Genomic DNA, 22,806 nt, shown 5'->3' with positions numbered 1-22,806 from the left:
GGTGGGAGAGCGGGTTCGGCGCCGCACGTCCTCGGCCCCCGCGGGGCGCGCAACGATCCGCGGCGAGTGCGTGTCTCAGGAGTCAAGGACGTCGCCACGGACACCCGCCCACGCCAGCCGGCACCCCGCGGGAGGCGACCTGTCGAAAGGCCCGCCATGACCGCAACCTCGCACCTTTCCCGGTTCTCGTCCGTGCCCCCATCGCGTCGGCGGGTCCTCGCCGGCGCAGCCGTGGCACTGGTCATCATCGCCCTGGCCTTCGCCCTGGGGTCGAAGGCGCTGCAGCGGTCGGCGTCGACGGCGGGAGCCGCCGGTGTCGGGTCGGCCGCCACCTCGAGCGGTGGCGCGAGTGCCGCGGAGTCGTCACCCGATCGTGCTGCCGTCGGTCTCGGTGCGCCGTCCGTGAGTCCCCAGGTCGGATCCGGCACGGCGAAGACGCCCAGCGATGCGGGCACGGGCCCCGGCACGCTCGCCGGAGTGGTCGGGGCCAAGATCGCTCGCACCGCGTGGCTCGGCATCAAGGTCGCGGACCTGACGGGCTCGGCCGCCCGGGCGCGGGTCATCGCCAGCGGCGCCGGCGGGCAGGTCACCTCCGAGAACGTCGTCACGAGCACCGACCCGACAGGAAGCCTCCGGTCGGCCGCCCAGCGCTCGGAGTCAGGCGCCTCGGTGCCGGACGTCGGGGTGGACGAGGCACGGATGGTGCTCAGCGTCCCGGCCAAGGCCCTGGACCAGGTGCTCACCGACCTGTCGAAGATCGGCTCGGTCTCCTACCGCTCGTCCCAGTCGGAGGACGTCACCGACACCTACGTCGACACCAAGGCGCGGATCGAGCCGATGCGCGACGGGATCGACCGCGTACGCGCCCTGCTGGCCAAGACGACCGACCTGCAGCAGGTGATCACGCTCGAGAGCGAGCTGACGCGGCGCCAGGCGGATCTCGACTCCCTGACCCAGCGGCTCGCCCAGCTCGACCAGATGACGACGACCAGCGATGTCACGCTCTCCCTGTGGACCGATGCGACGGCCCCGGTCACGACTCCGGACGACGGGATCGCCGGCGGTCTGCGCACTGCCTGGGACAGCCTGCTCGGGTCGGTCACCGTGATCCTCACCGGCCTCGCGGCGTTGCTGCCCTGGCTCGTGCTGCTCGTCCCGCTGACCCTGCTGGCGCTTCGGATCAGGCGTCGCCGCAGCGCGGTCACCGGTCAGGCTCCCGCCGCACCCGGGTCACCGGTTCCAGCGCTCGTCGGCGCACCGGCGAGCGCGAGCACCGACCCCGAGCCGGCATCCGGAGCACCTGCCCCCGGACCGCGACGCTCCGATCCCGAGGACTGAGGGCCAGGGCTGCCGACGTCAGGCGGCAAGCTGACCCGCAGTGTGTACGCGGCTGGCTCGGCCTAGCGGCCGAGGCGGCCGCGCACCAGCTCGCCGGCCTGCCGGATCTCCCTGACGTGCATCGCGTGCGCGAGGCCCGCGTAGATGACGACGAACACGAGTCCGACGAGCCCGATCTCGAGCGTGCTCGCGAACATCCGCTTGAGGGTCGACGAGCTGCCGTCGATGGCCCCGGTCGTGATGGGTTCGAGCACCTGGGTGACCCCCCAGGCCACCACCCCGGCGACGGCTGCCGCCACGCCCACCCGCGAGGCCGTCACGAGCGCGCTGCCGAGACCGAGGACCCCGGTGCGACGCCTCAGCAGGTAGAGACCCACGCACGAGCTGACGACGTTGCCGACGGTCTGCCCCATCGCCATGATGCCGATGGCCCAGATCGGGTTGAAGAACAGGGTGACGACTCCGGCGAGCGCGCTGATGCCGGTGAGGAGCACCTGCATGATGACCGTGGGCTTGCCGTCCTCCAGCGCGAAGAACATGCGGTAGCACAGCAGGTCCAGCCCGAAGGGGATGAGCCCGAGGATCATGATCACGAGGACGCTGGCCGAGGTCTCGACCGACAACGGGTCGATGCCCGGGTTGAGCAGGGCCACGACCGGCTTGGCCAGCACGATCACCCCGACCATCACGGGCACGTTGACCACCAGGGGCACCGTGAGTCCGGTGCGGAAGTAGCGCCGCAGGCCCGGTCGGTCGCCTGCAGCCGCAGCGGCCGAGAAGCGCGGGAAGAGTGAGGTGATCACCGAGACGGTGATGAACGCGTGCGGGAGCATGAAGAGCGTGAAGGCGATGCTGTAGGCCATCGGGCCTCGGGCGGCGTCCTCGAGGCCGATGGCCTTGGCCCGCGCCGTCGCGCTGTTGAGCACTCCCTGGCTGATGAAGAAGCCGACCTGCGAGACCGCGAGCCCGCCGAACGCCCAGATGGCGAGGCGGCTCACCCCACCCAGTCCGACCCCGCGCAGTCCCCACCGGGGCCGGTAGCGAAAGCCCGAGCGCCGCAGGGCCGGCACGAGCGAGAGCGCCTGCACGACGACCGACAGCGTGGCCGAACCGGCGAAGAGCCAGATCATCGGCCCCGTCCACTCTGCGGGGGCACGAGGGCCGGGAGGGGCCGGACCGCCGCGGTGGTGCTGCGGGAAGACGACGATGAAGAGCAGCAACCCGGCGACCGCCACGACGTTGGCGATGAAGGGCGCCCACGCGAAGGCGCCGAACAGGCCGCGGGCGTTGAGGATCTGCCCGAGCAGGGCGAAGAGGCCGTAGAAGAAGATCTGCGGCAGGCAGATGAGCGAGAAGGCGAGCGCCAGCGACTTGAAGTCGGGTGAGTTCTTGCTGGCCAGCAGCCAGACGAACCCACCGGCGCCGGCGGTGACGAGCACGGTGACGAGCGCCATGCCGGCGAGGGCGACCGTGATGACGCGGTCGGTGAACTCCTGCCCACCGTCCTCGAGCTTCATGGCACGGGCGAGCGACGGGATGAGGACCGCGTTGAGGATGCCGCCGGCGGCGAGGACGTAGAGGACGTTGGGCAGCGTGTTGGCGAGCGAGAAGGCGTCACCGGCCAGCTGGGCGCCGATGATCGCCGTGATGAGGGCGTTGCGCACCACCCCGAGGACGCGTGAGGCCACCGACCCGCCGAGCATCGTGAGGCTCGAGCGGGCGACCGAAGGTGCCGCGGACACGGTGGGAGCCGCCGTCATCGGCGGCTCGAGCACTCGTGCACGAGCGCGGTGACCCGGGTGAGCACGTCGGGGTCGACGTCGGGCAGGACCCCGTGGCCGAGGTTGAAGATGTGGCCCGGCGCCCGGCGCCCCTCCTCGACGATCTCGCGCACCCGTCGCTCGAGGGCCTCCCACGGCGCGAACAGCAGGGCCGGGTCGAGGTTCCCCTGCACGGCATACGTCGGCCCGAGCCGCTCGACGGCGTCGGTGAGCGACACGCGGTAGTCGACGCCCACGACGTCGGCGCCCGCCTCGCCCATCAGTGTGAGCAGCTCGCCGGTGCCCACACCGAAGTGGATGCGGGGGACGTCGAGGTCGGCGACGGCGCCGAGCGCGACCGTCGAGTGCGGCATCGCCCGGGCCTTGTAGTCGGCGCGCGAGAGGGCGCCGGCCCAGGAGTCGAAGAGCTGGACGGCGCTGGCCCCGGCCTCGACCTGCACGCGGAGGAACTCACCGGAGATCTGGGCCAGTCGGGCACACAGGGCGTCCCACAGCTCGGGGTCGCCGTGCATGAGGGCCTTCGTCTTCTCGTGGTTCTTCGACGGGCCGCCCTCGACGAGGTAGGACGCGAGCGTGAACGGAGCACCGGCGAATCCGATGAGCGGCGTCTCGCCGAGCTCGGCGACGAGCAGCCGCACGGCCTCGGAGATGAAGGTGACGTGGTCGGTGGTCAGCGGAACGAGCTGCTCGAGGTCGGCCCAGGTGCGGATCGGGCGGGCCACGACGGGACCCACGCCGGGGACGATGTCGAGCTCGACGCCGATGGCCTTGAGCGGCACGACGATGTCGCTGAAGAAGATGGCCGCGTCGACACCGTGGCGACGCACGGGCTGCAGCGTGATCTCGGTGACGAGCTCGGGACGCATGCACGACTCGAGCATCGGGATGCCCTTGCGGACGGCGCGGTACTCCGGCAGCGAACGGCCGGCCTGGCGCATGAACCACACGGGCGTCCGCGTGACCGACTCGCGGCGGGCAGCCCGCACGAGATCGCTCTGGCGGGTGGCAGGTGGGGCAGTGGTCGGCACCGGACAATCCTGCCACGACCCCGGGCAGGCTCCGTCCCCCCCGCTCGGCGCGCCCTGAGGACAGATCGCCCGACTCCGGCATACCCTCAAGTGGTGCACACGAGAACGTTGCCGGGCAGCCACGGCGCGGTCTTCGCGAGGACGCTGAGCGCCCTGCGAGACGTCCGTCTGCGCTCGGAGGTGCGCCTGACCGAGGTGCCGGCCCCGACGCGCATCGCTCCGTATGCCGCCGCGCTCACCGCCGACGTCATCGACGTCTCCGACTCCGAGGCCGACCTCGCGACCGGTCGTTTCGTGCTGCTGCACGACCCCGCGGCCCCCGAGACGTGGAACGGCCAGTGGCGCGTGGTCACCTTCGCCCGCGCCGAGCTCGAGGCCGAGCTCGCCGGCGACCCCATGCTCGGCGCCGTCGGCTGGTCGTGGCTCACCGACTCGCTCGCCGAGCGCAACCTCTCGTGGACGGCCGAGGCCGGCACGGTGACCCGTGTGCTGAGCGAGAGCTTCGCCGGCCTGGCCGACCGCGAGGCGAGCGTCGAGATGGAGATCCGCGCGTCGTGGACGCCCGTGGCCGGCGACGTCGTCGACCACCTGCGGGCCTGGGCCGACATGCTCTGCACGATCGCGGGCATCCCCCCGCTCCCTGACGGGGTCGTCCCCCTCCCGGGGCAGCGCCGGTGACGGCTGAGCCCGACGCGCCTGCCGCCGACATCGACGCCGACATCGACGCGGTCGCCACCGACCTCGTCCCGCTCACGCATCCGCGAGACGGGGTTCCCGACGTCGTCGTCGAGGAGCGCGACCTCATGCGCGCGGCCGAGGCCATCGCGGCCGGCACCGGCCCGGTCGGCATCGACGCCGAGCGCGCCTCCGGCTACCGCTACGGCCAGAAGGCCTACCTCGTCCAGATCCGTCGCGAGGGCTCCGGCACCTGGCTGATCGACCCCATCGCCTGCCCCGACCTCTCTCCGGTCGGTGCGGCCATCGCAGACGCCGAATGGATCCTGCACGCCGCGACCCAGGACCTGCCGTGCCTCGCCGAGGTCGGGCTGCACCCGAAGGCCCTCTTCGACACCGAGCTGGGCGGCCGGCTCGCCGGGCTGCCCCGCGTTGGCCTCGGCGCCATGGTCGAGCACTACCTCGGCCTCCAGCTCGCCAAGGAGCACTCGGCCGTCGACTGGTCGGCGCGCCCGCTGCCCGAGCCGTGGCTGCTGTATGCCGCCCTCGACGTCGAGGTGCTCGTCGACCTGCGAGACGCGGTCGCCGCCGAGCTCGCCGCCCAGGGCAAGGCCGCGTGGGCCGCCGAGGAGTTCGAGCACCTGCTCGACTTCACCGGGCCCGAGCCGCGCGTCGACCCGTGGCGCCGCACCTCCGGCATGCACAAGGTGCGTGGCCGTCGTGGGCTCGCCATCGTGCGCGAGCTCTGGCTGTGGCGCGACGCCCTGGCCCAGCAGCGTGACACCTCGCCGGGTCGTGTGCTGCCCGACGCCGCCATCAGCGAGATCGCCCTGACCAACCAGCGCGCGACGAGACCGCCCCGCACCGTGGGCTCCGCCGAGCCGCGGCTGGCGAGATCGGTGCGTCGCCACCAAGAGGCGATCATCGAGGTCATCACGCGGGCCCTCGAGCTGCCCGAGGACGACCTCCCGGTCGTGTCACTGCCCCCCACCGGTCCCCCACCGCCGAAGGCCTGGGCAGATCGCGACCCCGTCGCCGCCGGACGCCTCGCCCGCTCGCGCGAGCTGCTCGGGGCCGTGTCACAGGAACTCTCGGTGCCGGTCGAGAACCTGCTGACCCCCGACCTGCTGCGCCGGTTCCTCTGGGAGGGGCCCGCTGCCCCGACCACGGCGGACGTCGCCGAGGGGCTGTCGGCCCTGGGCGCGCGCCGGTGGCAGACGACGATCTGTGCGCCGCTCATCTCGCTCGCCTGCAGCGAGAACCCGTCCGCCTGACCGCGGTGCAGGTCGTGAGGATGGTCACCCGAGCGCCCGTTGGCCCGGAAGTTACCCGGAAGTAGTATCGAGGTGTCGCGCTCCATCGCGGCCCACCGACCCTCGATCCCCTGGAGGCACCGTGCCCCGCGCACTCAATGAGGTCGTCTTCGTCGACGGCGTCCGCACGCCGTTCGGCAAGGCGGGCGAGAAGGGCATGTACGCCCAGACCCGAGCCGACGACCTCGTCATCCGGTGCATCCGCGAGCTGCTGCACCGCAACCCGAACCTGCCCAAGGACCGGGTCGAGGAGGTCGCCATCGCGGCCACGACCCAGATCGGCGACCAGGGCCTGACCCTCGGCCGCACGGCAGCGCTGCTCTCGGGCCTGCCGAACACGACGCCCGGCTACTCGATCGACCGGATGTGCGCCGGGGCGATGACGGCCGTGACCAACACCGCGAGCTCGATCGCCTTCGGCGCCTACGACGTGGCCATCGCGGGCGGCGTCGAGCACATGGGCCGGCACCCGATGGGCGAGGGCGTCGACCCCAACCCGCGCATCGTCGCCGAGAAGATCGTCGACCCCGACGCCCTCGTCATGGGCAAGACGGCCGAGAACCTCCACGACCGCTTCCCCCAGCTGACGAAGCAGCGCTCCGACGCCTTCGCCGTCGGCAGCCAGGACAAGCTCGCCAAGGCGTACGCCGACGGCAAGATCCAGCGCGACCTCGTCACCGTCGCGACCCGCCACGCCGAGCAGGGCTGGGGCATCGCGTCGGTCGACGAGCCGCCACGCCCGGGCACGACGGTCGAGGACCTCGGGCTCCTCAAGACCCCCTTCCGTGCCCACGGCAACGTGACGGCGGGCAACGCCGCCGGCCTCAACGACGGCGCGACCGCCTGCCTGCTCGCCTCCGAGCAGGCAGCGAGCGACCTGGGCCTGCCGGTGCGGATGCGGCTGGTCTCCTACTCCTTCGTCGGCGTCGAGCCCGAGGTCATGGGCGTCGGCCCCGTTCCCGCCACCGAGAAGGCCCTCGCCAAGGCGGGCCTCACGATCGAGGACATCGGCCTCTTCGAGCTCAACGAGGCGTTCGCCGTGCAGGTGCTCGCCTTCCTCGACCACTTCGGCATCGCCGACGACGACCCCCGCGTCAACGAGTACGGCGGTGCGATCGCCACGGGTCACCCGCTCGCCAGCTCGGGCGTGCGCCTCATGACGCAGCTGGCGCGCCAGTTCGAGGAGCACCCCGAGGTGCGTCACGGCCTGACCGCCATGTGCATCGGCATCGGCATGGGCGGCGCCGTCATCTGGGAGAACCCGCACCACGCCGGCTACTCCCCCACCGCCGTCGCCGGCACGACCGAGGAGATCGCCAAGTGAGCGCCACCACCACCGAGAAGCCCGCCGAGAAGCCAACTGCCGCAGCCGACTTCGCGGCCGAGGTGGTCACCCGCACGCCCGTGCGCGACGTCGCGCTGCCCGGCGGCGCCGGAACCCTCGCGCTCATCACGCTCGACAACGGCTTCGACCACACGAAGCCCAACACGTTCGGCCCCCAGTCGATCGCGGGACTGGCCGAGACCGTCGCCCGCCTCCGCGAGCGCGCCGAACGAGGTGAGATCGCCGCCGTCGCCGTCACGGGCAAGCCGTTCATCTTCGCCGTCGGCGCCGACCTCACCGGTGTGCCCTTCATCCAGTCGCGCGACCAGGCGCTCGAGATCGCGCGAGCCGGCCATGCGGCATACGCGGCGTTCTCCGACCTGCCCGTCCCGACCTTCGCGTTCGTCAACGGTGCCGCGATGGGCGGCGGCGTCGAGCTGGCACTGTCGGCGACCTACCGCACGATGAGCGCCGGCGTCCCGGCTGTCGCGCTGCCCGAGGTGTTCCTCGGCCTCGTCCCCGGCTGGGGCGGGTGCTGGCTGCTGCCCAACCTCGTCGGCATCGAGAAGGCGCTCACGGTCGTCATCGACAACCCGCTCAGCCAGAACCGCATGCTCAAGGGCGTCGACGCGTACAAGCTCGGGATGGCCGATGCGCTCTTCGAGCCCGCCGACTTCCTCGAGGAGTCCGTCGCCTGGGCGGCGCGCGTGCTGTCCGGCGAGGTCACCGTCGAGCGTCACGAGGTCGACCGCGACGAGACGGCCTGGAACTCCGCGATCGCCAAGGCCAAGGGCCTTGCCGACGTCAAGGCCGGCCGCCAGGCCAAGAGCCCGTATGCCGCCCTCGAGCTGCTCGCGGCCGCGCGCACCGCGACACGCGACGAGGGCTTCGCCGCCGAGGACGAGGTGCTCGCCGACCTGCTCATGAGCGACGAGCTGCGGGCCGGGCTCTACGCGTTCGACCTCGTGCAGAAGCGGGCCAAGCGCCCGGCCGGCGCGCCGGACAAGGCACTCGCTCGCCCGGTGACGAAGGTCGGCATCGTCGGCGCCGGGCTCATGGCGAGCCAGCTCGCGCTGCTCTTCATCCAGCGTCTCCAGGTGCCCGTCGTCCTGACCGACATCGACGACGGGCGCGTCGCCAAGGGCGTCGGCTACGTGCACGCCGAGCTCGACAAGCTCGCCGGGAAGGGCCGCCTGAACCCCGACAAGCTGAACCGCTACAAGGCCCTCGTGTCCGGCTCGACGAGCAAGGACGGCTTCGCCGACGCCGACTTCGTCATCGAGGCCGTCTTCGAGGAGATGTCGGTCAAGCAGCAGGTCTTCGCCGAGGTCGAGGCCGTCGTGTCGCCCGAGTGCGTGCTGGCGACCAACACCTCCAGCCTGTCGATCGCGGAGATGGCGTCGCAGCTCGAGCACCCGGAGCGCGTCGTCGGCTTCCACTTCTTCAACCCGGTGGCCGTCATGCCGCTGCTCGAGGTCATCCCKGGCGAGCGCACCGACGACGCCACTCTCGCAACGGCCTTCGCCGTGGGCAAGGCGCTGAAGAAGACGTGCATCCGCGCCGCGGACCGCCCGTCGTTCATCGTCAACCGCCTGCTCGGTCGCTTCATGGGCGAGGCCGCGAAGATCCTTGACGAGGGCACCCCGATCGAGGTCGTCGACCGTGCGTTCGCGGGGCTGGCACCGATGCCGCCGTTCGTCCTCATCGGGCTCGTCGGTCCGGCCATCGCGCTGCACAACGGCGAGACCCTCGTGAAGGCCTTCCCCGACCGGTTCTACGCCTCCCCCACACTCCAGCGGATCGTGGCGGCCGGCAAGCGCGGCTTCTACGACCGGAGCAGCGGCCGCCCGGTGCTCGACCCCGAGGTCGCCGAGCTCATCGAGAAGCCGGCCGACCCGGTCGTGCTCGATCTCGCACAGGTCCGCCAGCGCGTGCTCACGGTGCTCGCCGACGAGGCCCGCCGGATGCTCGACGAGGACGTCGCCCAGGCTCCGATGGACATCGACCTCGCGATGATCACCGGCGCCGGGTTCCAGTTCTGGAACGGCGGCATCACGCCGCTGCTCGACCGCACCGGTGTCGCCGAGGCAGTCGCGGGCAGCCGCTTCCTCCCCGCCGGCGTTGCGAACGCACCTGCGTGACCGAAGCCGCCCCACCGCATACGCACGAAGCGCCACGAACCGGACGACGCGGTTCGTGGCGCTCCGTCGTGCGGCACGCCGGGCGCGCGGCGGATTTGCCCTAACTCATATATGAGTTAGGGTCGGCGTCGTGCCCAAGACCTACCTGACCCGCATCGGAACCCTCATCCGCGACGCACGACGCCACAAGGGGATGACCCAGTCGGACCTCGCCGAGCTCCTCGGCACCTCCCAGAGCGCCGTCACGCGCATCGAGCAGGGCAAGCAGAACCTCAGCCTCGACATGCTCGCGAAGATCGGTGACGCCCTCGACTCCGAGTTCGTCTCGCTCGGCCACTCGGGGCCCCAGCACCTGCGCATCGTCGGAGGACAGAAGCTCAACGGCTCCATCGACGTCAAGACCTCCAAGAACGCCGCGGTGGCCCTGCTCTGCGCAGCGCTGCTCAACCGGGGCCGCACGACGCTGCGCAACCTCGCGCGCATCGAGGAGGTCAACCGCATCCTCGAGGTGCTTGCCTCGATCGGCGTGCGCACCCGCTGGCTGCCCGACAGCAGCGACCTCGAGATCATCCCGCCGGCCGAGCTCAACCTCGACGACATCGACGTCGCGGCCGCGCGCCGCACGCGCACCGTCATCATGTTCCTCGGCCCGCTCCTCCACGAGCACGAGTCCTTCCAGCTGCCGTATGCCGGCGGCTGCGACCTCGGCACCCGCACCGTCGAGCCCCACCTCAGCGCGCTGCGCTCGTTCGGGCTCGAGGTGACCGCGACGCACGGCTTCTACGAGGCCCGCTCCGACCGGTCGGTCAACCCCGACCGCGCCATCGTGCTCACCGAGCGCGGCGACACGGTGACCGAGAACGTCCTCATGGCCGCCGCACGCCACGCCGGCACGACCGTCATCCGCAACGCGAGCCCCAACTACATGGTCCAGGACCTCTGCTTCTTCCTCGAGAAGCTCGGCGTGCGCATCGAGGGCATCGGCACCACCACCCTGACCGTGCACGGGCTCGCCGAGATCGACGTCGACGTCGAGTACGCCCCGAGCGAGGACCCCATCGAGGCGATGAGCCTCATCGCGGCAGCCGTGGTCACCGACAGCTCCATCACGATCCGCCGCGTGCCGATCGAGTTCATCGAGATCGAGCTCGCGACGCTCGACGGCATGGGGATGAAGTACAACCTCACCGGCGAGTACATGTCGGCCAACGGCAAGACCCGCCTCGTCGACCTCACGACGATCCCGGGCCCGCTCAAGGCCCCGGCCGACAAGATCCATCCGATGCCGTTCCCGGGCCTCAACATCGACAACCTTCCGTTCTTCGCGCTGATCGGTGCGGTGGCGGAGGGAAGCACGATGATCCACGACTGGGTCTACGAGAACCGGGCGATCTACCTCACCGAGCTGACGAAGGTCGGTGCCCGCGTGCAGCTGCTCGACCCGCACCGGGTCATCGTCGAGGGGCCCACCCGGTGGCGGGCGGCCGAGGTCATGTGCCCGCCGGCCCTGCGCCCCGGCGTCGTCGTGCTGCTGGCCATGCTCGCCGCGCCGGGCACGTCGGTGCTGCGCAACGTCTACGTCATCAACCGCGGCTACGAGGACCTCGCCGACCGGCTCAACGCGCTCGGCGCGACCATCGAGGTCTTCCGCGACATCTGACCCTTGGGCTCGTCGAGGGCTGCGCCGGCCTCCACGAGATCACGCAGCGTCTCGACGAAGCGCGCGGCCGGTGCGCCGTCGACGACGGCGTGGTCGAACGTCACGGTGAGGGGAAGCCGCGGCCTGACCACCACGACACCACCCTCGACGGCCGGCCGTTCGACGACGCTGCCCACGCTGACGATGACGGTCAGCGGGGCGAACGGGATGGCCCAGCCCCACGCGTTGGCGAACATCCCCAGCGACGTGATGCCGACGGCCGGGCCGAAGCGGGCCGCAGTCCTCGGCTGAGCACCGAGGGCACGGATCCCCAGTCGACGCAGGGGCGCCGGCAGGCGCAGCAGCGTCGTCACCGCGCGTGTGGCTTCGTGGGTCGGAGGCGGCCCCACCTTGGCCTCGTGGAGCATCGACGTGACCTCGGCACAGCTGAGCCGGTCAGCGGCCGGCAGCAGCGCGATGTCGAGGATCGGGTCGTCGCTGGTGCCGCGCTCGACCGTGGCCCCGATGTCGACGCGGTCGAAGCAGACCAGGTGCCGGCCGGCCCTGCGCACGTTGACCGCCGGGTGCAGGGCCACGGCCCTGGCCACCGAGCCGATGACGAACCCCGTCCACGACACCTGCCCGCGAGCGGCGCCGATCCGCTCGGCGGCGCGGGTGACGTCGAGCTCGACGAGGGCGTGCACCTGGAATCGCCTGCTGGCCCCGACGAGCCGGTCGAGCACCGGGTCGCGCTCCCTGCCCACGCGCCTGACGACGTAGCCGGGTGGCTGGGCTCGCTCTGCGCTCATCGCATGCCGTCCCAGGTGGCGCGCTCCCAGGCGCGAGGGTCCTCCAGCACGGTGCAGGTGGTGTCGAAGCGGTACGTGGAGCGGTGATCGGTGTCGTAGGCCGGCCAGCCCGGGTTCCCCGACGACGCGAAGTCCACCCAGGCCCGGTGCATGGTCCGCGCCAGGTCCTGGGGCGGCTCGGGCCCGAGCAGCGGCCCGAAGAGGGGCGCGTCGCTCCGAGCGGTGTCGAAGACGAAGGGGACCTCCACGGCGTGCACGGCACCCAGCCCCGGTGCGGCCCACGCGAACTCGTACATGTGGGTGCTGGCCACCGGAGCGTCGTCGGCGTGCGCATCGGCCAGGCGAATGGCGGGGATCCGCATCCACCAGTCCGTCTGGACCGCGGCGAGCAGGTCGCCGGGCACCGACTGCGGGTATCGGGTCCGGTACGCGCGCAGGGCGAGCTCCGCATCCAGGCCGTACGCCGCCAGGCTCTGGTAGCCGTGGCTGCGGACGTCGCCGAGCAGCACCTCGTCCGTGATCCCGGGCAACGCCCCGCTGACGACGAGAAACAGGCGCCAGTCGTCGGTGTTGGTCCCGACGAGCACGTCGACGTCACGGGCCGAACCGGCCGCGATCCGCTCCAGGGGTGGGCCGGGGAGCACCGCTCCGTCGACGACCGGCTGCCAGGGCATCAGGCTCGCCACCAGGGGCAGGCCCCAGCGGTCCGGGTCGGGATGTGCCATGAGGTCCTGCTTCAGCTCGACCTGCGCGGCCAGCAGCCGTGGCACACCCGCGTCGGCGATGGCTTCCCGCGTGGGCGCGACGCCCATCCGAAGCGCGAGGTCGTGCGCGACGTGCAACGCGTGTTCCGTCCCCACGACGTGGTGCGCCGCGCCGCTCTGCAGCACCGCTCGCCGGAAGAGGCCCGCGCCGTCGGGCATCGCAAGCAGGCAACCGATGCTCATGGCGCCGGCCGACTCGCCGAAGACGGTCACGTTCCCCGGGTCGCCACCGAACGAGGCGATGTTCTCGCGGACCCACCGCAGGGCTGCCACCTGGTCGAGCAGCCCGAGGTCCGCGACCCTGTCGTCGAGGTAGAGGAACCCCTCGACGCCGGGGCGCCAGTTGATGACGACGCACACGGCGCCGTCGCTGGCGAAGCGACTGCCGTCGTACGCCGCGGTCGAGCTGAGCTCGAACATGCCGCCCTGGATCCAGACCATCACCGGCAGGCCCGCCCGACCGGGGTCGGGCGTCCAGAGGTTGAGGTTGAGGTAGTCCGACGACGCGGGCGCCCGGTGCACCGCCTCGAAGGCGGCGCCCACGTCCTGCCAGCTCTCCCCCGCACCGGCCGGCGGCCCGCCGGTCTGTGGCGGCGCCACCTGGGGTGGTTCCGGTCCCGGACTGCGCGCCTCACGGATCCCGTCCCAGGCGACCGGTGGACGAGGCGGTCGGAGCCGGTCGGCGCCGACCGGCGGGGCGGCGTACGGGACACCCAGGAACGCGTGCACCCCGTCGCCCACGACGCCGCGCACGGCCCCGTACACCGTCGACACGACACTCTCCACCCGTCCACCGTGCGTCGGCGGCCGGGACGGGGACCAGAGGCGAAGGTCCCGGCACCCCGACACGCGGCCGCCCGGCCTGCCGAACGGCTCGCTGGCGGCCTGCTGCAGGGTGGGTCCGGACGTGAGCGGGAGACACATGGAACCCGGGGTTTTGTGTCAGGTCACCACACAGGTGGCTCCGGAGGGCCTCCCTAGTCTCTCCGCATGGCCGACGCCCGCACCGACGCACGCGACGCCGCCCCGGACTCCCCCACGCGGGCCCGGACCGCGGTCAACGAACCCATTGACCTGACCGGTCGGACGGCCCTCGTGACCGGTGCCGCGAGCGGCATCGGGGCGAGTGTCGCGAGAGCCCTGGCCGGGGCGGGCGCGAAGGTGCACGCGGTCGACCGTGACGAGCAGGGCCTCGCTGCGCTGGCCGAGAGCGCAGCGCTCTCGACCATCACGGCGGACCTCTCCGACCTCGACGGGCTCGCCGACCTGCCGACCGAGGTCGACATCCTCGTCAACAACGCGGGCATCCAGCACGTCAGCGCCATCGAGGAGTTCCCGCTGGAGCGGTTCGACTTCATCCTCGACCTCATGCTCGTCTCGCCGTTCCGGCTCATCCGCCAGAGCCTCCCGCACATGTACGACCGCGGCTGGGGCCGGGTCGTCAACATCTCCAGCGTCCACGGGTTGCGGGCCAGCGCGTTCAAGTCGGCCTACGTGACCGCCAAGCACGGGCTGGAGGGGCTGTCGAAGGTCGTCGCGCTCGAGGGCGGCCCGCACGGGGTCACCTCGACGTGCATCAACCCCGCCTACGTGCGCACCCCGCTCGTCGAGAAGCAGATCGCCGACCAGGCCCGCACCCACGGCATCCCCGAGGCCGAGGTCGTCGAGAAGGTCATGCTGGCGCCCGTCGCCGTCAAGCGTCTCGTCGAGCCCGACGAGGTGGCCGCACTCACCCTCTTCCTGTGCGGGCCGGCATCCGGCTCGGTCAACGGGACCTCCTTCTCGATGGACGGCGGCTGGACCGCGCACTGAGGCGCACCCCCCGATCCGAGACCACCCCCATCCGCCACCTACGACGCGCCTAGGATCTGCCCGTGGCCACCCGCAGCGAGACGTCACAGACCGCCGAGCCGGCGGATGCCACCCTGCACGCCCAGCAGGTCCTGCACCTGCTGGAGCTGCTCGCCGCCGACGCCCCCGTCGCCGAGGTCGCGGCAGCACCAGCACCGGCCGAGGCCCGTGACGTCGCCCTGCGCATCGCGGGTGCCCGCGAGGTGCACCAGCATCGCGAGGCGGGCCTCGCCGCGCTGCTCGACACCGCGCGCGAGCTGGCCACCGAGAGCGACCCCGGCTCGGTCCTCGACGCCATCGTCCGACGGGCGCGCCGGCTCGTCGGCACCGACCTCGCCTACCTCACCCTCTACGACCCCGAAGCCGGCGACACCTTCATGCGGGCCACCGACGGGTCGGTGTCGGCCGCCTTCCAGTCGGTGCGCCTCGCCCTCGGTGCCGGCCTGGGCGGCCTCGTCGCCTCGACCCACAAGCCCTACTGGACTGCCGACTACTGGTCCGACGAGAGGTTCCGGCACACCGAGGCGATCAACAGCGCCGTCGGCGAGGAGGGGATCATCGCGATCTGCGGCACGCCGCTCATCGTCGAGTCCCACTTCGTCGGGGTGCTCTTCGCCGCGAACCGCTCGTCACGCCCCTTCACGCGCGAGGAGGTCGGCCTGCTGGGCAACCTGGCCACCCTCGCCGCCGTCACCCTTGTGCAGACGCGCGCGCTGGCTGACGCCGAGAACGCCCTCGCCGCCCTGTCCGATGCGCACGAGACGGTCCGGCAGTACGCGGAGGGGGTCGAGAAGGCCGCCGCGGCACACGACCGCTTCGCCTCGCTCGTGCTGGGCGGTGGTGGCGTCGACGACATCACCCACGCACTTGCCGAGCTGCTCGGTGGCTGGGCGGTGCTCGTCGACGAGAACGGCCAGCGGCACAGCGCCGCCGGTCCGGCTCCCGCCCGCTCGACCGGCGGAGCCGACCCCTTCGCCAGCCTCAATGCCCTGCCGGGACTCGGCACCGGGCGCCTGGTCGAGCAGGACGGCGTCTACGCCGTGGCCGTCACTGCTGCCCGTGAGCGTCTCGGCACCATCTACGTGGGCGGGCTCGTCCTCGGCGACTCGGACCAGCGCACCGTCGAACGCGCCGGCGTCGTCACTGCGCTCGTCCTGCTCTTCGAGCGACAGGCCGCGGACGCCCGTCAGTCGGCCCGCAACCGGCTCGTGAGCGACCTCGTCAGCGCTCGCGGCTCGCGCGACGAACGGCTCGGCCTGGCCCAGACCGTGGGCTTCGACCCCCAGCGGCCGTTCTGCCTCCTCGTCCTGCGCGGGGAGGAGACGGGTGGGCACCGGGCCCTGCTGATCTCGGCCAGCGCGGCGACCGGGGAGGCCGCCCTCGTGGGGTCGCACGACGGCGACGTCATCGTGCTCGTCCCCGGCACCGACTCCGACGGCCTCGCACGGTCGGCGGCGGCGCGCATCGGCAAGCGCACCTGCGTCACGGTGGCGGGCGTGGGGCCGATCAGCGACGTCGACCGCATCGCCGACGCGTACGAGGAGGGCCACCGCACCGTGGGCGCCCTCATCGCGCTGGGCCACCGGGGCAAGGGCGCCGCGGCGACCCAGCTCGGCTTCGCGGGCCTCATCGTCGGCTCGGCTCCCGACGTCGACGAGTACGTACGCCGCCTGCTCGGCCCCGTCGTCGACTACGACGAGCGTCGGGGCACCGACCTCGTGGGCACGCTCGCGGCGTACTTCGGCGCCGGCGGCAGCCCGCGCCACGCGGCGGGCACCCTCCACGTCCACGTCAACACCGTGTCGCAGCGGCTCGAGCGCATCACCGCCCTCCTCGGCGAGTCCTGGCAGCAGCCCGAGCACGCGCTCGAGCTGCAGATCGCCCTGCGACTGCGCTCCCTGCAGGCGCCGTCGTAGCTGTCGTCAGGTCGCCGGCTCGACGGAGGAGTTCACGTGTTGACGCTCCCGACGTCAACACGTGACGATCGCCGCGAACATCCGATCCGTCTCGGCGCGGGCGAACTTGTCGACGGTAACGCGCTGTGCGGCCATGCGCCCATGCTCACGAGCCTGTCGAGGTCCCGGCATCACCCGGAATGGGTGACGCCGTCGTCAGCGCGCGCCGAGGCCCCGGTCGACGGCGTCAGCCACCGCGCTGATGCCCGCGTCGCCGAGCACGATGTCGTAGTGGTTCGCGTCGACCCTGGAGGTCCGCACGCCCTCAGGGACGTTCAGGGCGGCGAGGCGCCCTTCGTCGTAGAGCCCCTGGGGCTCATCGAGCAGCCCGCGCGCGGCCCACACGAGCTCGGCGCGCACGCCGTCGGCCACGGCCGAGCGCAGCGCGCCGTGCGTCTCCGGGTCGGCCATGACGTCTGCGCCGTCGGCCCGCACCGCGTCGAGCACGCACGTGCTGCGCCACTGCCCCGGCGCGTCCTCGACGAGGTCGTGCGCGATGTAGGCACGCGCTGCGTCGCCGCCGGGACCGCGAAGGACCGGTCCGAGCGCGGGATGCTGCGACCAGAAGTCGAGGTAGGCCGCCGGGTCGGCGAAGCGCATCGACAACCGGTCCATGGCCGGGCCGATGACGGACTGCAGGGCGGCGTCGACGTCGAGGTCGTCGGGCACGGGGAAGGCAAGACCACCGTCGACGAGGACGGCCCCTGAGAAGCGATCGGGATGGCGAGCGGCGGCCAGGGCGCAGATGAACGCGCCCATCGAGTGCCCCAGCAACAGCGGAGTCGCCGCGAACGCCGTCGCGACCGACACGAGGTCGTCGACGTGCGAACCGAGCCCGTAGGGTGCCGGCGCCGACCGGCTGTCGCCACGGCCGCGCAGGTCCGGGGCGAGGACGCGCACCGCGCCCGGGCCGTGACGGTGGCCGATCTCGTCGGCGACCCGGCGCCACGACAGGCCGTTGGCGGTGATCCCGTGGACGGCAAGCACGACCGGCGCATCGGGCGGAGGGTTGCCGAGACTCAGGTCGTGGATGGCGAGGCTGCCCTCGGGCAGCTCGATGACGAAGGCAGACGTGGCGCTCACCTGGACCCCGCTCTCCTGATCAGACGGCCACCGAGCCCGGTCAGGCCCGACGGTGCGAAGTACACCACGACGACGAAGAACGCGCCGAGGATGAAGAGCGGCTGCGACAGCACTTGACGCTCGACGTCCGGCGCGGACTGGAGAAAGGTCGCGTTGCTGACCTCGACGAGCCGCGCGTCGGCGTACGTGTAGAGCACCCCACCGAGCAGGGCGCCCCATCGGCTGCCGGCTCCGCCGAGCACCACCATGACGAGCAGCGCCAGGGTGAACTCGGAGGTCGTGAGGTGCGGGTTGGACCCGCCGAGCACGAGCGCGTGGACGACGCCGCCGAGCGCCCCGAGGAACGATCCCGCGACGATCGCCATCAGCTTCACCCGGTAGGTGCCGAGACCCAGGACCGCGGCGCGCCGCTCGTTCTCCCGGACCGCCGCCATCGCGTGGCCGGCCCGCGAGCGCACCAGCAGCGTGACGAGGAGCCACGCGACGACGACGAAGGCGAGTGCGAGCCAGTAGCGGTAGGGCGCGTTGGTGACCCCGACCAGGACGTCGGGCAGGGCGTCACGGTCGAGGGGCCGCCCCTCCTCACCTCCAGTGAGGCCGCCGGGGTTGCGCATCACGATGATGGACGCGGCCTGAGCGAAGGCGAGCGTGACCATCGCGAAGGCGATCCCGCCGACGCGCAGGGCGATCGCCCCGACCGCCCCCGCGAGCAGCGTCGTGAGCCCGAGCGCCGCGAGCACGGCGACGGGCAGCGGCAGGTCCCACGTGGAGAGCGAGATCGTCAGCAGGTAGCTGCCCGCCGCCACGAACAGGGCGTGCCCGAAGCTGAGCAGTCCGGTGCGCCCGAAGAGCACGTCGTAGCTCAGGGCGATCCCCCCGACGACGAGACAGGTGGCGAGCAGCTGCATCGAGCCCGGCCCGTTGACGCGACCCGGCAGGATGCCGGGCAGCTCGACGGCGACGTAGGGGAGGTACGCGAGGGCGACCACCACGACCACGGCGGGCAGGGCCCGCAGTGCCCGACTCACACGGCGCACCCGCGGCGGGGTGGGGTCGACCCGGCCGCCTGTCGCCTTCGGCGCTCCCGCGGGCGTGCGGACAGCAGAAGTGGTCTGCGTCGAGGACGTCATGCCGGGGCCCCTTTCAGGGACGTCGGGCGGAGCAGCAGGACGAGGGCCAGGAGGAGCACGACCGACAGGTCCCCCACCCCGCTGGCCGCGTAGTAGTTCGCGAGCTGCTGGACCAGGCCCACGACCACAGCGGCCACTGCTGTTCCGGGCAGCGAGCCCATGCCACCGATGACGACGACGATGAAGGCGAAGATCAGCAGCGAGCCGCCCTGGCCCGGTGAGACCGCCCCCGCGTACTGCGAGTAGAGGACTCCGGCCAGGCCCGCGGCGGCTCCGCCGATCGCGAAGACCACGGTGAAGGTGCGCCGGACGTTGAGGCCGAGGGCTTCGACCATGGTGCGGTTCTCGACTCCCGCGCGGATGACGAGGCCGAGCCGGGTCAGGTGGAGCAGGGCCATCAAGCCGGCGAACAGGGCCACCGCCACAACGACATAGACGAGGCGGTCGTTGGGCAGCCGCGCACCCAGGACGTCACTCGTCGCGCTCATCCACGAGGGCTTCTCCACGGGGCGGGGATCAGATCCCCAGATGCCCTGTGCCGCAGCGACGCCCGCAAGGGAGAGGCCGACGGTGACGAGTACCTGCTGGATGTGGTGGCGGTAGAGGGGCCGGATCAGCACGACCTCGACGCCCAGGCCGATCACGGCTCCGACGGCCACTGCCGCGAGCAGGGCCAGCCCGAGCCGCGACACCGTGGGCCAGGCGGCCGGGAGCGCGTCCATCGTGGTCCAGCCTGCGTAGGCACCCGCCGTCATGAACGCGCCGTGCGCGAAGTTGAGCACACCCATCAGCCCGTAGATGAGGCTGAGGCCGCTCGCTGCGATGAAGTAGAGGGCCCCGAGGCCGAGGCCGGTGACGAGAAGTAGGACGAGGTCGCTCATGCCGCCCCCTCGCGTCGCATCGAGACGCCGAGCAGCTCACGGGTGAGGTCGACGTCCGCGACGAGATCGGCTGCGGGTCCTCGGTGTACGACGCGGCCGGCATCAAGGACCACGACCCGGTCGGCGATGCGCCGCACGAGCGGGAGGTTCTGCTCGACGAGCAGTAGCGGGGTCGTGCGCGCCACCTCGGCGAGAACGTCGGCGACCTCGGTGACGAGCTTCGGCGCGAGACCCTTCGTGGGCTCGTCGACGAGGAGCAGCACATTGTCCCGAAGGAGCACCCGCGCGAGCGAGACCATCTGCTGCTGGCCGCCGGAAAGGGTGCCGGCACGTTGCCCGCGCCGCCTCACGAGGTCGGGGAACAGCCTGCCGACCACGGGGGCGTCGACGCCGAGGTCGGGGTCGACCAGGCGGAGGTTCTCGTCGACGGTCAGGCCGGCGAAGACCTCGCGGTCCTCGGGCACGTAACCGACACCGCCGCGCACGATCCGTGAGGTCGACTGCTGCTGGATCTCTCTGCCGTGCAGCAGGATCCGCCCCGACGTCGGTGCCAGACCGATGACCGACTTGAGCGTCGTCGTCTTGCCGACCCCGTTGCGTCCGAGCAATGCCGTGACCCCTGTCGCGGGCACCGCGAACGACACGCCCTGCAGCACGTGCGACCCGCCGTAGCGGACGTGCACGTCGTCGAGCTCCAGCACCGGCGGTGCGTCGGCGCCCGGCGCCCGGTCGGTCATGTCTCTCTCGTCGGTCACAGTGCTTCTCCCAGGTAGGCCTGCTGGACCCGCTCGTCGGACGTAACGTCCGTCGGTGCTCCCACGGCCAACAGCTCCCCGTGGTGCAGCACCGCCACCCGGTCGGCGAGCCCGAGCACCACGTGCATGTGGTGCTCGACCATGGCGACCGCCACCCCCGCGTCACGCACCCCACCGATGATCTCCGTCAGCCCGTCGACGTCCTCGGCGGAGACCCCGGCCATCGGCTCGTCGAGCAGGAGCACGGTCGGCTCTGACGCGAGCGACATCGCGAGCTCGAGCTTGCGACGTTCGCCGTGCGAGAGGTCGCGGGCCAAGGTGCGCCCGCGCCCCGGCATACGGACTCGGGCCAGGAGCGCATCGATGACGTCGCTCGACGCCGATCCCGCGCCACGCAGGGGCGAGAACGGTGCCGGTCCCGCTGCCTGGATGGCGAGGCGGACGTTCTCGCCCGCCGTGAGCCCGTCGAAGAGCGCGGAGGTCTGGAACGACCGGGCCAGACCGAGCCGGGCCCGGCGAGTGGCACTGGCCCGGGTGACGTCGTTGTCGCCCAGGGTGATCCGACCGGTCGTCGGTCTCGTCACGCCGCTCAGGACGTTGACGAACGACGACTTGCCTGCCCCGTTGGGGCCGATGATGCCGAGCAGCTCACCGGCCCCAACGGACAGCGACACGTCGTCGAGGATCTGGGCACCGCCGACCTTCCAGCCGACCGCTTCAGCACTGATCACGACGGAAGAGGTCCGATCACTTGAAGGGCGTGACGGGCGGGGCGACCGCCGCGGCGTCGAGCGTGTCGACGAGCTGCGGCACGACGTTGCTGCCGTCCTTCTTCAGCGTGGCGGTGAACATCGGCTGCAGCAGCGCGTGGTCGTCGGCGCGGATCTCGAGCTTGCCCTTGGGGCCCTCGAACGACCATCCCTCCAGAGAGGTCACCATCTTCTCGACGTCGTCCCCACCACCCTCGAGGGCGTGCACGATCATCTGCCCGGCGACGAAGCCGTCGTTGGTGAACAGGTCGACGGTGGCGCCCAGCTTCTTCATCCCGGCGTCGAGGGCCTGGTAGGCCGGGTTCTGGGCGGCACCCTCGAAGAAGTGCGACAGGAAGTTGATCTTGGTCGCCGCCTCGCCGAACAGGGGGTGCGTCGGCTTGATGTCGAGGCCAGTGACGACCTTGGTCTGGTCGAAGACGCCCTGCTGGCCGAGGGTGGTCCACATGAACGTGGCGTTCGCGCCGGCCCAGGCGACGAAGAGCAGGTCGGGCGCCGCACCCTTGACCTTGGTGGCGAACGGCGTGAGGTCGGTCGCGGCGGCCGGTACCTCGACGGATCCGACCGTCGCTCCCTTGGCCCCGAGGATGGCCGTGACCGCAGCCACGTTCGCCTTGCCGAACGCGCTGTCCTGCGCCAGCACGGTCACCTTCTTGCCCTTGACGTCACCGAGCATGCTGCCCGCCGTGGCAACGTCCTGGTAGGTCTGCCGGCCGGAGCGGAAGGTGTAGCGGTTGGCGCCGGTGACGGCGTCCACCGCGGCGGGGCCCGACACGAAGAGGATCTTGTTGTCCTTGGCGAGCGGTGCCACCTGGAGGGCCACGCCACTCGACGTCGAACCTGCGATGATCTTGTTGCCCTTCCCGATGAGGTCGGTCGCGGAGGCCACGGCCTTTGCGGGATCTCCGGCGTCGTCCTGCTCCGAGAGCTCGATGGAGCGGCCGGCCACCTTGCCAGTCCCCTTCGTGGCGTAGTCGATCCCGGCGGTTAGGCCTTGGCGGTACTGCGCGCCGTAGCTGGCGAGCGGACCCGACTTCGAGTAGACGAGACCGACCTTGAACGGCGCGCCACCGCCAGCGGCGGCGCCGCCCGACGCGTCGCCGGCGGCAGGGGCGCCTGGCTGACCCGGCGACCCGCAGGCCGCGACCGACAGGGTGATCATGGCGCTCGCGAGCGCGAGACTCCACCGCTTGGACACCGACGTCCTCCACCTCTGGCGGGCGCTCGCGCCTTTGCTGCAACGAGATCCGTTGACGCCCAACCGTTTCGGCGAACCTAGGTCAGGCAGAACCCGGCGGCGGTGGGACCCGCCCCCACAAACGGGTGAGACGCATGTGGCATCCCGCCACCTCTGTCATGTCGGGAACAGGACACTCGACTCGTGCGGCGCCCGGCTCACCCCATCGAGTGCGCACTTCCCGACGCGAGTACCCGTCGGAAAGTGAGCACTCGACCCATCCCCACCAACGAGTGCTCACTTCCCGACGCGAGTACCCGTCGGAAAGTGAGCACTCGACCCATCCCCACCAACGAGTGCTCACTTCCCGACGCGAGTGCCCGTCGGGAGGT

General features: G+C 71.8%; 18 protein-coding genes. 8 read left to right on the top strand and 10 right to left on the bottom strand.

Annotated features, from left to right (window positions below; translation table 11 throughout):
* The first annotated feature begins 192 nt into the window (after nt 1-192).
* Nucleotides 193-1,338 (top strand): DUF4349 domain-containing protein, encoded by a 1,146-nt coding sequence (locus AC1DE0_RS10290; protein WP_478100002.1) that lies wholly within the window; start codon nt 193-195, stop codon nt 1,336-1,338.
* A gap of 62 nt (nt 1,339-1,400) precedes the next feature.
* Here the strand turns inward: AC1DE0_RS10290 and murJ are convergent, their stop codons facing one another.
* On the bottom strand, nt 1,401-3,080 hold the full coding sequence (gene murJ / locus AC1DE0_RS10285) for a murein biosynthesis integral membrane protein MurJ (RefSeq protein ID WP_478100000.1): 1,680 nt from the start codon (nt 3,078-3,080) through the stop codon (nt 1,401-1,403).
* Between the two features lie 14 nt (nt 3,081-3,094).
* Nucleotides 3,095-4,147: a uroporphyrinogen decarboxylase gene (hemE, locus tag AC1DE0_RS10280; protein ID WP_478099998.1), complete on the bottom strand. Its 1,053-nt coding sequence runs from the start codon at nt 4,145-4,147 to the stop codon at nt 3,095-3,097.
* A 93-nt stretch (nt 4,148-4,240) separates the two neighbouring features.
* On the opposite strand from hemE, the gene AC1DE0_RS10275 reads away from it, so the two are divergent.
* From AC1DE0_RS10275 to AC1DE0_RS10255, 5 genes are all read left to right on the top strand, one after another.
* Nucleotides 4,241-4,825: a DUF3000 domain-containing protein gene (locus AC1DE0_RS10275; RefSeq protein ID WP_442292364.1), complete on the top strand. Its 585-nt coding sequence runs from the start codon at nt 4,241-4,243 to the stop codon at nt 4,823-4,825.
* Nucleotides 4,822-6,096, top strand: coding sequence for an HRDC domain-containing protein (locus AC1DE0_RS10270; protein WP_478099995.1), 1,275 nt, complete (start codon nt 4,822-4,824; stop codon nt 6,094-6,096). The genes AC1DE0_RS10275 and AC1DE0_RS10270 overlap by 4 nt, the downstream gene beginning before the upstream one ends.
* Nucleotides 6,097-6,217: 121 nt before the next feature.
* Complete coding sequence (locus AC1DE0_RS10265) at nt 6,218-7,459, top strand: thiolase family protein (protein WP_478099993.1); 1,242 nt, start codon at nt 6,218-6,220, stop codon at nt 7,457-7,459.
* Complete coding sequence (locus AC1DE0_RS10260) at nt 7,456-9,600, top strand: 3-hydroxyacyl-CoA dehydrogenase NAD-binding domain-containing protein (protein WP_478099991.1); 2,145 nt, start codon at nt 7,456-7,458, stop codon at nt 9,598-9,600. The genes AC1DE0_RS10265 and AC1DE0_RS10260 overlap by 4 nt, the downstream gene beginning before the upstream one ends.
* A gap of 130 nt (nt 9,601-9,730) precedes the next feature.
* Nucleotides 9,731-11,260 (top strand): helix-turn-helix domain-containing protein, encoded by a 1,530-nt coding sequence (locus AC1DE0_RS10255; protein WP_478099989.1) that lies wholly within the window; start codon nt 9,731-9,733, stop codon nt 11,258-11,260.
* Here AC1DE0_RS10255 and AC1DE0_RS10250 read toward each other — a convergent pair.
* A complete protein-coding gene (locus AC1DE0_RS10250; protein WP_478099987.1) occupies nt 11,194-12,048 on the bottom strand; it encodes a 2-oxo acid dehydrogenase subunit E2 in 855 nt (284 codons plus the stop codon). The genes AC1DE0_RS10255 and AC1DE0_RS10250 overlap by 67 nt on opposite strands.
* Nucleotides 12,045-13,586, bottom strand: coding sequence for a carboxylesterase/lipase family protein (locus tag AC1DE0_RS10245; RefSeq protein WP_478099985.1), 1,542 nt, complete (start codon nt 13,584-13,586; stop codon nt 12,045-12,047). Before AC1DE0_RS10245 ends, AC1DE0_RS10250 begins: the two co-directional genes overlap by 4 nt.
* Nucleotides 13,587-13,802: 216 nt before the next feature.
* Between AC1DE0_RS10245 and AC1DE0_RS10240 the strand changes: the two genes are divergently transcribed.
* Together AC1DE0_RS10240 and AC1DE0_RS10235 are read left to right on the top strand one after the other, a co-directional pair.
* Nucleotides 13,803-14,624 (top strand): 3-hydroxybutyrate dehydrogenase, encoded by an 822-nt coding sequence (locus AC1DE0_RS10240; RefSeq protein ID WP_478099983.1) that lies wholly within the window; start codon nt 13,803-13,805, stop codon nt 14,622-14,624.
* 62 nt (nt 14,625-14,686) lie between these two features.
* Nucleotides 14,687-16,579: a helix-turn-helix domain-containing protein gene (locus AC1DE0_RS10235; RefSeq protein ID WP_478099981.1), complete on the top strand. Its 1,893-nt coding sequence runs from the start codon at nt 14,687-14,689 to the stop codon at nt 16,577-16,579.
* A gap of 195 nt (nt 16,580-16,774) precedes the next feature.
* On the opposite strand, the gene AC1DE0_RS10230 is transcribed toward AC1DE0_RS10235, so the two are convergent.
* The 6 genes from AC1DE0_RS10230 to AC1DE0_RS10205 are packed head-to-tail and all read right to left on the bottom strand — an operon-like array spanning nt 16,775 to nt 22,435.
* On the bottom strand, nt 16,775-17,701 hold the full coding sequence (locus tag AC1DE0_RS10230) for an alpha/beta fold hydrolase (RefSeq protein ID WP_478099979.1): 927 nt from the start codon (nt 17,699-17,701) through the stop codon (nt 16,775-16,777).
* The gene (locus AC1DE0_RS10225) at nt 17,698-18,831 is read right to left on the bottom strand and encodes a branched-chain amino acid ABC transporter permease (protein ID WP_478099976.1); all 1,134 of its coding nucleotides are present in this window, start codon (nt 18,829-18,831) and stop codon (nt 17,698-17,700) included. The genes AC1DE0_RS10230 and AC1DE0_RS10225 overlap by 4 nt, the downstream gene beginning before the upstream one ends.
* Nucleotides 18,828-19,712 carry a branched-chain amino acid ABC transporter permease gene (locus tag AC1DE0_RS10220; RefSeq protein ID WP_478099974.1) on the bottom strand — a complete coding sequence of 295 codons (885 nt, stop codon included), beginning with the start codon at nt 19,710-19,712 and terminating at the stop codon, nt 18,828-18,830. The genes AC1DE0_RS10225 and AC1DE0_RS10220 overlap by 4 nt, the downstream gene beginning before the upstream one ends.
* Nucleotides 19,709-20,449 (bottom strand): ABC transporter ATP-binding protein, encoded by a 741-nt coding sequence (locus tag AC1DE0_RS10215; protein ID WP_478100131.1) that lies wholly within the window; start codon nt 20,447-20,449, stop codon nt 19,709-19,711. Before AC1DE0_RS10215 ends, AC1DE0_RS10220 begins: the two co-directional genes overlap by 4 nt.
* A gap of 14 nt (nt 20,450-20,463) precedes the next feature.
* The gene (locus AC1DE0_RS10210) at nt 20,464-21,198 is read right to left on the bottom strand and encodes an ABC transporter ATP-binding protein (protein ID WP_478099972.1); all 735 of its coding nucleotides are present in this window, start codon (nt 21,196-21,198) and stop codon (nt 20,464-20,466) included.
* Between the two features lie 16 nt (nt 21,199-21,214).
* Nucleotides 21,215-22,435, bottom strand: a complete 1,221-nt coding sequence (locus AC1DE0_RS10205; protein ID WP_478099970.1) for a substrate-binding domain-containing protein — start codon at nt 22,433-22,435, stop codon at nt 21,215-21,217.
* Nucleotides 22,436-22,806: the final 371 nt, after the last annotated feature.

The organism is Terrabacter sp. 05T424 (assembly GCF_056396225.1).
The sequence above is the reverse complement of the archived record's forward strand: the minus strand, read 5'-3'. Positions and strand labels throughout refer to the sequence as shown.